The sequence below is a fragment of the Leisingera sp. ANG-S5 genome, assembly GCF_000813925.1.
Taxonomy (GTDB): Bacteria; Pseudomonadota; Alphaproteobacteria; order Rhodobacterales; family Rhodobacteraceae; genus Leisingera.
On record NZ_JWLH01000006.1, the window covers coordinates 88,294 to 99,130 of the forward strand.

A 10,837-nucleotide genomic window follows, 5' to 3' on the forward strand; every position below is an offset into this window, starting at 1 on the left:
GCGCTGAAATGGCTGATTATGACGATCCCTTTGCTGAACCGGGGGATACCGACAAGACGGTGATCAAGCCGAACCCGGGCGGGCGGCGCACGGCCACGCCGATGCAGCAGCCGGAGGTGCCGCAGCAGACCCAGCCAGTGCCTGAGCAGCCAGCGGAGCCGGATCTGGATGCCTATGGCGTCCCGCAGGCGGCAGCCCCAAAACCGCAGGCTGCCGCGGGCGGGGCTAAGGCGCCGAAGATGGCGCTGACGGGGATGAACCAGCTGACGGCCTGCGCCTCAACCCTGTTTGCGCTGATTTCCCGTATCCGCAACCGTGCCCAGCACATGGACCCGGATGGCTTGCGCAAGAACGTGGTGGCCGAGGTGCGCGCGTTTGAGAACCGCGCCCTGCAGGCGGGCATTGCGGCGCAGACCGTGAAGGTTGCGCGCTATGCGCTGTGCGCGACGCTGGACGACGTGGTGCTGAATACTCCTTGGGGCGGGCAGTCCGCCTGGGGGCTGCAATCGATGGTGGCAACCTTCCACCGCGAGGTTGTCGGCGGTGACCGGTTTTATGACCTTTTGGCGCGGCTGGAGAAGGAGCCTGGTGCCAACATCGACATGCTCGAGTTTCTCTATATGTGCCTGTCACTGGGGTTCGAGGGGCGCCTGCGGGTGGAGCAGGGCGGTTCGGAAAAACATCTGCAGATCCGCGGTGCGCTGGCCCGGATCATCCGCAACCAGAGGGGCCCGGTAGAGCGCGATCTGTCGCCGCACTGGGAAGGCATCGTCAAACCGTTCAAGGCGCTGTCGGTCTGGCGGCTGGTGTGGATCACCATGGCCGCGACCCTGGCCATCCTGGCACTGCAGTTTTTAGGGCTAAGCTGGATGCTGTCGAACCAGACCGAAAATGTGGTCGGGCAGCTGACGATCGTGGATTCCGGCCCCAAGGCAGAGCTGGAACGGCGCGCGCCGCCGCCGCCGCCGCCGCCATTGGCGCCAACGACCGAGGAACAGGTCGCCAAGGTTTCTGGCTTCCTGGAACCTGAGATCAAGGAAGGCATCGTGCAGGTCTTCCAGAAGGGCAACACGCTCATCATCCGGCTGACCGGCTCCGGCATGTTCGGCTCCGGTTCGGACCAGCTGAGCAAGGCGTTCCGTAATCCCGTGAACCGGGTGGCCGAAGCGCTGAATGACGAAAAGGGCAAGATCATCGTGGCAGGGCATTCCGACAACGTGCCGATCCGTTCCTCGCGGTTCCCGTCCAACATGGCGCTGTCGCTGGCACGGGCAAAGTCGGTGATGGCAGGCATGGCCAAGGTCATGACAGACCCGGACCGGCTGTCGGCCGAGGGCCGTGCTGACAAGGAACCGATAGCAGACAACAGCACCCGCGCCGGGCGGGCCAAGAACCGCAGGATTGAAATTCTGCTGGTTCAGGAGGTTCAAGGATGATCCGCCGTTATATCTTTCCCCTGTTCCGGTCGATCTACACCATCCTGCTGATCCTGGCCGCGGTGCTGTCGGCCTGTGTGTGGTATTTTGCACCTTTCATCGGCAGCGATGACTGGCGGCCGTTTGACGGCGTGATGGCGCGGCTGATCACCATCGGGGTGATCTTCCTGCTGTATTTCATCATCATCGGCATCATCTTCTGGCGCCGCCGCCGCAAGGACAAGGAGATGACCGAGGAGATGGCGGAGGCCGTTGATACCTCGGAAGATGATGTCTTGTCCGAGGAAATCGGCGAGCTGCGCGGCAAGTTCAAGGACGCGATGAAGGAGCTGCGCAAGTCCAAGGGCGGGCGGCGGCACCTGAACGACTTGCCGTGGTACATCATGATCGGCCCGCCGGGTGCCGGTAAGACCACTGCCATTGTGAACTCAGGCCTGCAGTTCCCGCTGGCTGAGAAGATGGGCAAGGCCGCCATCGGCGGCGTCGGCGGCACCCGTAACTGCGATTGGTGGTTCACCAATGAGGCGGTGCTGATCGACACCGCCGGGCGCTACACCACGCAGGAAAGCGATGCCGAGGCGGATAATGCGGCCTGGCTTGGCTTCCTCGGGCTGTTGAAGAAATACCGCAAGCGGCAGCCGATCAACGGTGCGATCATCGCGATCTCGCTGTCAGACCTGTCGCTGCAGGATGAGATCACCCAGAAAAGCCACGCCGCCGCCGTGCGCCGCCGGCTGGCGGAGCTGCGCGAGAAACTGGGCGTGCGCTTCCCGGTCTATGTGCTGTTCACCAAGGCCGACCTGATTGCCGGCTTCCAGGAGTTCCATGACTCTTTAGGCAAGGAGGACCGCGAGCAGGTCTGGGGCTTCACGCTGCCCTTGCCCAAGGGCAAGAAAGAACAGCCGCCAATTGCCGGGTTTGACGAGGAATTCGGCCTGCTGCTGGGGCAGATCAACGCGCAGCTGCTGGAGAAGATGCAGACCGAGACCGACCATCAGCGCCGGGCGCTGATTGCGGGCTTCCCGGCGCAGGTCGCCTCCATGCGCGCAGTTGCGCGCGAGTTCCTGATGGAGGTGTTCCAGGACAACCGTTATGAGCAGCGCCAGATGCTGCGCGGGGTCTATTTCACCTCCGGCACCCAGGAAGGCACGCCGATCGACCGGCTGATGCTGGGTATGGCGCAGACCTTTGGCATCGGGCGCCAAGCGATTGGCACGGGGCAGGGCACGGGGCGCAGTTTCTTCCTGACCCGCTTGTTCGAGAGCGTGATGTTCCCCGAGGCCGGTCTGGTATCGGCGGATGACAAGGTCGAGCGCCGCTACCGCTGGACCCGCCGGATTGCGATTACTGCCACAGTGCTGGTGGCAATTGCGATGGGGGCGCTGTGGGTGCGGTCTTATCTCAAGAACACCGATCTGATTGCTCAGGCTGAAGGCCAGGTTGCGGCCTATCAGGCTGCCGCGGCGCAGCTTCCGCCCAGTCCGGTCGGCGATACCGATCTGGTGCCGGTAGCCGCCGCGCTGAACAACTTGCGCGACATGCCCGGCAACCCGGTGTTGTCCGATCCGGAGCCTGACGGGGCCATGACCTATGGGTTGTATCAGGGCGAAGTGATCGGCACCCAGGCGGCGCAGACCTACCGCGGGGCGCTGAACCGGCGTCTGCTGCCGCGGCTGCTGGTGCGCCTGGAGCAGCAGATTGAGGGGAATATGAACAACCCCGACACGCTGTATGAGGCGCTGAAGATCTATCTGATGCTGGGCCTTCAAGGGCCAATGAACCCCGATCTGGTCAAGGAGTGGATGCGCCTTGACTGGGAGAACATTGCCTATCCCGGTATCGCTCGCAACCAGTTGCGCGCTGATCTGACGGATCACCTCACCGCGCTGCTGTCGCAGCCGATGGAGGAAATCGCGCTCAACGGCCCGCTGATCGAGCAGGCACAGAACATCCTGTCGGAGATGCCCCTGGCCCAACGGGTCTATAACGGCATCCTGAATTCACAGCAGGCGACGGCGCTGCCGAAATGGCGGATCACCGATGTTGGCGGCCCGTCGGTCAAGCGGGTGCTGGTGCGTAGCTCCGGCAAGCCGCTGAACGACGGGATCGAAGGGATCTTTACCTTTGACGGTTTCCACAACGTGTTCCTGCCGGAGGCGGTCAGCGTTGCCGAACGGGTCCACCGTGAGGCCTGGGTGCTCGGCGATAACAATGAAGCGTCCCAGAACGAGGCGGTTCTGCTGAAGCTCAGCCGCGATGTGCTGGATCTCTACTATAACGATTACATCAGCCGCTATGATCAGATCTTGGGCGACATCGACATTGTGCCGCTGGAGTCGCTGTCGCATGCGGTAGAAGTCACCAATGTGCTGTCGGGGCCGACTTCGCCGATCGTCAATATCCTGACCGACGTCAGCAACGAGACCCGGCTGAACGAGGATAAATCCGTTCTGGATGCGGGCACTTTGGCCGCGGGTGCCCAGAACGTGGCAGCGATTGAGGCGCGTTCGAACCTGTCGATCCAGGGACAGATTCTGCTGGAGGCGCTGGTCGGCTCTGCCGAAAATGCGCCCGGCCAGGCGGCCAAGCCGCCGGGTGCCTATGTGCAGGAACGGTTCCAGTGGCTGTATGACCTGGTCAACCGGCCCGAAGGGCAGCCGTCGCAGCTGGACGACCTGATGGGACAGCTGCAGCTCGTCTATCAGGAGCTGAACAAGATGTCCTTCTCTGGCGTCGCCACGGGCGGCCAGAGCGGTCAAGCGCTGTTGCAGTTCCAGCAGACCGCCAGCCGGATGGGCGGGCCGCTGCCCCGCTGGGCAACGCAGATTTCGGCCGGATCGTCGGGCATCACGTCGGAAGGCACCCGGGCTTCGATCAACGCGCGCTGGCAATCGGCGGTGCTGCCGTTCTGCGAGAAAGCACTGGCGAACCGCTATCCCTTCAACCGCTCGGCACGTGCCGATGTGGCGATGGCGGATTTTGCCAAGCTGTTCTCCCCGAACGGGATGATCGACAGTTTCTTCAATGAGCATCTGCTGAAATACGTCGACACCCGCAGCCGTCCCTGGACCTGGAAGCGCGTCAACGACGTGGACCTGGGCATCAGCCCGGCGGTGCTGCAGCAGATGCAATATGCGTCAGAGATCAAGGAGGCCTTCTTTGCCGGCGGGGCGCAGCCTGCGGTGAACTTCCAGATTACTGTCAACGCGCTGGACCCCAAGGCCAAGGAAGTGCTGCTGGAAATCGACGGCACCAAGGTGGCCTACAACCACCGCTCTGGTGCACCGACGCCGGTGGCGGTGACCTGGCCGGGCTCTGTCGGTCTGGCACGGCTGACTTTACTGCCGCAAAAACGGGATAGCGAGAACGTGCTGTCGCGGGACGGGCCCTGGGCCTGGTTCCGGCTGCTGGATGCGGCGGAGGTGCGGCGCACCAATGTCTCTGACCGGCGGCGGGTGAACTTCCGCGTCGGCGGGCGACTGGCGCTGTTCGAGTTGCAGTCCGGGTCCGTTATCAACCCCTTCGCCCTGCCTGCCATGGCGAAATTCAGCTGCCCGAAGTCAATGTGATGGCGGGGTTCGGCGCATTCGGCAAGATGCCTTCAGCCGGGGATTTCTTCCGGCTGAACACGCCTGGCGGCTTTGTGCGGGTCTGGGACGCCTGGCTGCAGCAGGTTATGCTGGATGGCAAAGCGGTCTACGGCGCAGGCTTCGATGCGCATTACATGACTGCGCCGATCTGGCGGTTCACGCTGCCGGCGGGTCTTGCAGGTGCCGCATCCGTCTGGGGCGTGATGATGCCGTCGGTCGATCGGGTTGGGCGGCGGTTTCCGCTGACCCTGATGGAGGCGCTGCCTAAATCCGGCCCGCCGGCACTGGGCCATCTAAGCGCCGAACCGCTGTTTGAAGGGCTGGAGGATCTGGCGCTGGATGCATTGGAGGACACCATGACCAAAGACAGCTTGGCTGAACGGCTTGCAGCAATGCCAGTCCCTGACGGTGTTCAGCCAGCGGCAACGGACGTGGTGATGGCTGGGCCGCTAGGCCCGGAGCGGCTGAAGCAATCAGACCCGCGACTGGCGGGCTGCAGCCTGTGGACGGCAGTGCTGGATGGGGAGCCCCGGACGCTGGCGTGCAGGGGGCTGCCAGCGGGAGTAACAGCATTGGCACTTTTCGACCTGGGCGCGCCGGTCTGGGCAGGGGTTGAGGCCGCATGATGAACCAGCTGCGCAAATACCGCTATACCGCGCAGACCCATGTGGGGCTGAAGCGCAAGGTCAACGAGGACTCCGTTCTGGCGCTTCCGGAACATGACATCTGGCTGGTGGCAGATGGTATGGGCGGACATGATGCAGGTGATTTTGCCAGCCGGCTGATTGCCGATGCAGTGGCGATGATACCGCTGGGCCTGGACCCGGCGGCGCGGATGCATGCGCTGCGCGATGCGATCCAAAACGCGCATAAGGCGATCCGCACCGAGGCTGAGGCCCGCGGCGGCGGCACCATCGGGTCAACCGTTGCGGCGCTGATAATGGCGAACCAGCATTTTGTCGGCCTGTGGGCCGGGGACAGCCGGATTTACCGGCTGCGCGATGGCCATATCGAGATGCTGACCGAGGATCACTCCGCGGTGGCGGAGTATGTTCTGGCCGGCAAGATGACCTGGGATGAGGCAGAACAGCATCCGCATTCCAATGCGATCACCCGTGCTGTCGGGGTAGGGGAGGAGCTGGAGATCGACAAGATCCGCGGCGACACGGAACCAGGCGACCGGTTCCTGATCTGCTCTGACGGGCTGACCAAATACGCGACCTTCCAAATTCTGGAGGACGTTCTGGGCAGTGCGCCCCTGGAGACTGTCGGCGACCAGCTGATCCAGATCGCGTTGACGGGAGGCGGCGCGGATAACATCACGGCCATTGTCATCGACGTTTTGTAGGCGGAGGTTTCCCCTGAAGGGAAACCTCGAAAGCCGGTCAGGGTTTGGCCGTCACCAGAATGCGGCTGTCGAGCGAGCGGATGCGGCTGGAGTCCGCCTCATAGCTGGCCTTCAGAGCCTCAGCAAATCCTACAGCACTTTCCGAGGTCGGGCGCATGCCGTCAAACAACGGCTCCGCGGAGTGCAGTACCAGCACCTTGCTTTTGCCCAATGTGCTGTCGTCGACCTTGAAGGCGATGCCGCCATTGGCCGCCGATTCTTCCAGGCTGTAAGCCACCCGCACAGGGACATCCCCGGCTTCGCCGCCCCGGAGGCTTGAGACTGCGTTGTCCTCGCGCGAGATGTTGGGCAGCAGGTGGAACACATTGCCCGATACATCCAGGATCGAAACCGTCAGATAGCCATCTGTCACATCGTTTGGCAGCACCACGTCGATCACCGGGTTTTCGCCGACAAAGAAACGCCCGGAGGGGTTTGGTTCCACGGGCGTTCCACCCACTGCGAATTCCACTTCGGCACCGCCTGGAGGTGCCTTGGGCAGATGCTGTTCAACCACGCAGAGCGAGTCGTTCAGGACTTCCACATCCAGCACCACCTGCCTTTCATGGGCCAGCGCGCGCAGGGCATCAAACAACTCCAGCCGGGTGGCGGTGCTGGCAACCCGGCCGCTGATCAGGATCGGATCCGTGGGGCCGTAACCTTCAATATGGCCGTTGCCGTCGCGAACCAGCGGGCCGCAGTCGGCGAAGGTGTCCATAATCGCCTTGACTTCCGCAACGGGTAGAACCGGCAGTTCAAACCGGATTTCAGCCTTGCCCTCCAGCGCGCCCGGCAGGCCGTTGCGGAACATTTCATTGAGCATTTCTGCGACGTTGGGGTCATCGGTGCTGCCGCTGAGGCGGGCCTTGTTATTGCTGATCACCAGACGCCATTCGCGCAGGCCTTCCAGCGGCCGCACGGTGTCCAGAACATCGGCGCCCCAGGTCTCGGCAATGGCGCCGGTGGCCAGGGTCAGGTCAGCCTCCTGCGACAGTGCGGCCAATTCGTTGCGCACGGTTTCGGACGGTACATTGCCGACGATTTGCACTGGGCCATCGGGCTGCTTTTCGGCAATCAGCGAATAGGGGCGCACCTCCGGGTAGCTGGGCCCGATGAAACTGTCGAGGAAACCGCCGAAATAAGCGCCGGCTCCGCCGCCGCCCAGCAGCAAGAGAACCGCCAAAGCTGCCCAAAGGCCTTTGCCGCCGCTCTTCTTTGCATCTGCCGGTGCCGGTTTGGAAGAAGGCGGGGGAGGCGGTGCCGGTTTGCTGGTCTGCGGCACGATGATGGTGGCGTCTTCATTCGGTGCATCCAGCACATCGGCCAGGCTGCCGCCATCAGAACCGCTGTCAGGGTTGTCGAGAAACGCCAGTACTTCGCCCGCGTTCTGGAACCGGTCAGCCGGATCCGGCGCGCACATCCGGTCAATCAGAGATTTCAGGGGTTCGGGGACACCTTCGGTGTCCAGCGGCTTTTGCTTGTTTTCAACTACTTCCATCGGGTTTGCACCCAATTTGGGCGCGGCACCGCGGAAGTTGGCCAAGAGCAGGGCCCCCAGCGAGTAAATATCCGAACGGGCATCGGTATTGCCGCTCATCTGCTCCGGCGCGGCATAGGAGTACTTGCCGGCAAATTCATTGCCGACAATGGTTTGGGCACCGGGATTGGTGTCCTTGGCGATGCCGAAATCGATGATCACCGCCTCTGCTGGGTCGCCGCCGCGCAGGATGATGTTGTCGGGGCTGAGGTCGCGGTGAACGATGTTGCGCGCGTGCGCCGCCTGCAGGCCCTGTACCACCCGGCGGCAGACAACCAGCAGATCTTCGGCCGGCATCGGCCCCTGCTTCAGGCGCTTGTCGAGGCCGGGGCCGTCGACATAGTCCATCAGCAGGTAAATATGTCCGTCCGGCGTGCGGTGGTTCTCCGAATAACGCACCACGGCAGCGTGGCGGATTTCGCGGATGTTTTCCTCGCGCGCCATCAGGACGGTGAAATCCTCGTTGGCGGCGAGTTCCTGCTTCAACACCTTAAGTGCAACCAGGTTACCGGAAATTTCCGACCGCGCCTTGTAGACGTCGGAGGTTCCGCCACGACCCAGCAGGCATTCAATCCTGTAGGTATTGTTCAGCAGATCACCCGGCTGGAACAGGTCGCCAGGGCGCGATTCAAGCATGGAAGTCTCCCTGGCCTTTGATCCGGCGCGGGTCCGGGCTGTTCTTAGCCCAGAGCCTGGAATTCTACGCGGCGGTTTTCATCGGCGCGTGTGTTATCTTGGTTGAACGGGGCGGTTTCGCCCATGCCGATCGCTTTCAGCATATCCTCCGGCACGCCGCAGGAGCTGATCAGATGGCGGCGCACTTCCTGCGCGCGCAACAGCGACAGCCGTTCGTTATAAGCTGCCGAGCCAGAGCTGTCGGTGTGGCCGATGATCTGGAACACAGTGCCATCCAGAGCCTTCATCGAGGCACACATATTTGCCAGTTTCGGCTCCTGATCGGCGCGCAGGGCGGCGCTGTCGAAGTCAAAGGAGATCTGGACATTGATCTGAGTCTGGCGGTCAACCGGATTGTACTCCTCAGACGCCGCAGCCACGGTTGCGGTCTCCTCAGCTGCGGTTTCGGCTGTGCCGCCGCTGCTGGGCACAATGACCAGGCCGCGGGTCTTCTGCTTCTTGAACGCTTCGGTGATTTCTTCGACCGACAGTTCGCTGCTGTCGGACTGTGCTTGCGCCATCGGCGCGAAAATCAGGCCGGCACCCAGAACACTTGTGAAAATACCTTTCAGGCGGATCATGCTCTGCGCCCTCCCCTACCGTTTCAACATTGCTGGCAGTCTATACCAGCGCTATCTGCCTGCCAATGCCGGGCAGAGCCAAGCGCCGGAAAAAAACACGGTGTTTCCGGCAAGTTGTAAACAGGGGGTTTACTGCCGGGCGGCTAAAGATTGAAATGGGCGCAAACGTACCGGGAGGGAAAATGCGGGTTTTGCCAGCTGTGATAATCGCCATCGGCCTAGTGCTGGCGCCGGCGATCTGGTTCGGTCTCAGCTGGCTGCTGAGCGAAGAGGATTACCAGGGGGCTGGCGGTGTGGATTCCACGGCGCGGATTGAAATCGAGATGCTGCGCCAGCAGGTGGAGGATCTTCAAGCCCGGATGACAGATCTGCAAAATGAGGTTGCCAGCCTGCCTGCCGGAGGGGCAGGCGCCGGAAGCCCTTTCACTGATGACGCAGCCGGCGAGGCTGCGATCTGGAACCAGACCGGCGGTGCTGATCTTGATTATGCGCAGGTGGTGCTGATTGCCGACCGGCTGAACGTGAACCGCGGGCTGCGGGTCACGGGCGGCAAATACCTGACCGAGAGGCTGGGCCGCCCGCGCGAGGATCTGAACGACACCTGCCAGCCGATGACCAACCCGGACTTGAAGGAAAAGCTGGTGACCGAACAGGTTGGGCCGATCCGGGTCAGTATGCTGCGCCCCGCAATTGAAAGCCTGAAAGTGGTGTTTGAGAACATCCGCCAGGCCGACCCGGACCTTTATGCCCGCATCAACACTGCCGGGGCACTGTGCGTGCGGCGGATCCGCGGCACCACCAACTCGCTGTCCACACACAGTTACGGGCTGGCGGTGGACCTGAACATTGACGGCAAGCTGGACAATTTCACCGATGGCAAAACCCAGCTGGGCCTCACCATCATGGCGGACTTCTTTTACGATCAGGGGTGGGTCTGGGGGGCCGGCTTCCGGCGCGAGGACAGCATGCACTTTGAGATCAGCCGCCGCCAGCTGGACGCGTGGATCGCTGACGGTCAGCTGTAAAAGGCGTTGCTGTTCTGCTTAGACAGACCGCAACAGCACCTTGCTGGAATCGATCGCAGCTGCGATCCGCTGATAACGCACAACCGACCTTGTGGGTGAGCTTTCAGCTGAGCGCAACAGTTTGGTCTGGGTCTCCTCCAGCACAGCCAATGCCTGAGCGACTGCAGTTGCCTGCCGCTCCGGTGCCACGGCCACAATCGGGCGGTGCGACTTGTCCGTGCTGTTGACGGATCGTGCCTTGCCCCGGGGCTTTGAGGGGTCGCGGTTTTCCCGCGCAATCTGCCGCAGATCGCGGGCAGTGTCTTTGAGAATGGCGCGCAAGGGTTCATGTCCTGGCAAGCCGGCCAAGTCTTTTTCCAGCGCTTCAAACCGCTCAGCCAGACAATCGATCAGATAAGGGCCCACGATGCCGCAGAGATCCTGGAAACCGGCGACCCGGTCCACCACTTGATCGGCAGAGCGAATGCGGTTTCCAAAGAACCGGCCGCTGCCGGACGAACCGCCGAACGTGCTGCCGTCACCCTCGCCGCCGTCACCACCACCACGTGAGCTGACCCCGCCGCCACCGCCGCCACCACCATCGCCACCGCCGCCACCACCACCGCC

General features: G+C 62.6%; 8 protein-coding genes. 5 read left to right on the forward strand and 3 right to left on the reverse strand.

Features of this window, described 5'->3' with window-relative positions:
- Positions 1-8: 8 nt before the first annotated feature.
- From tssL to RA25_RS11900, 4 genes are read left to right on the forward strand one after another with little or no spacing between them, the layout of a single operon-like run.
- Entirely contained in the window at positions 9-1,436 is a 1,428-nt protein-coding gene (tssL, locus tag RA25_RS11885) for a type VI secretion system protein TssL, long form (RefSeq protein WP_039137208.1), read from the forward strand.
- Positions 1,433-5,005 carry a type VI secretion system membrane subunit TssM gene (gene tssM, locus RA25_RS11890; protein WP_039137206.1) on the forward strand — a complete coding sequence of 1,191 codons (3,573 nt, stop codon included), beginning with the start codon at positions 1,433-1,435 and terminating at the stop codon, positions 5,003-5,005. The genes tssL and tssM overlap by 4 nt, the downstream gene beginning before the upstream one ends.
- Positions 5,005-5,652 (forward strand): type VI secretion system-associated protein TagF, encoded by a 648-nt coding sequence (gene tagF / locus RA25_RS11895; protein WP_039150189.1) that lies wholly within the window; start codon positions 5,005-5,007, stop codon positions 5,650-5,652. The genes tssM and tagF overlap by 1 nt, the downstream gene beginning before the upstream one ends.
- Positions 5,652-6,374, forward strand: a complete 723-nt coding sequence (locus RA25_RS11900; protein ID WP_052254227.1) for a PP2C family protein-serine/threonine phosphatase — start codon at positions 5,652-5,654, stop codon at positions 6,372-6,374. The genes tagF and RA25_RS11900 overlap by 1 nt, the downstream gene beginning before the upstream one ends.
- A 37-nt stretch (positions 6,375-6,411) precedes the next feature.
- On the opposite strand, the gene RA25_RS11905 is transcribed toward RA25_RS11900, so the two are convergent.
- Both RA25_RS11905 and RA25_RS11910 read right to left on the reverse strand, forming a co-directional pair.
- A complete protein-coding gene (locus RA25_RS11905; protein WP_039137197.1) occupies positions 6,412-8,586 on the reverse strand; it encodes a serine/threonine protein kinase in 2,175 nt (724 codons plus the stop codon).
- A 44-nt stretch (positions 8,587-8,630) separates the two neighbouring features.
- Positions 8,631-9,206 carry an OmpA family protein gene (locus tag RA25_RS11910; RefSeq protein ID WP_039137195.1) on the reverse strand — a complete coding sequence of 192 codons (576 nt, stop codon included), beginning with the start codon at positions 9,204-9,206 and terminating at the stop codon, positions 8,631-8,633.
- Between the two features lie 182 nt (positions 9,207-9,388).
- Here RA25_RS11910 and RA25_RS11915 point away from each other — a divergent pair, with 182 nt between their 5' ends.
- A complete protein-coding gene (locus tag RA25_RS11915; protein WP_039172524.1) occupies positions 9,389-10,231 on the forward strand; it encodes a M15 family metallopeptidase in 843 nt (280 codons plus the stop codon).
- A gap of 18 nt (positions 10,232-10,249) precedes the next feature.
- Here RA25_RS11915 and RA25_RS22130 read toward each other — a convergent pair.
- On the reverse strand, positions 10,250-10,837 hold a 588-nt coding region (locus RA25_RS22130; protein WP_052254224.1), incomplete at its 5' end, for a hypothetical protein.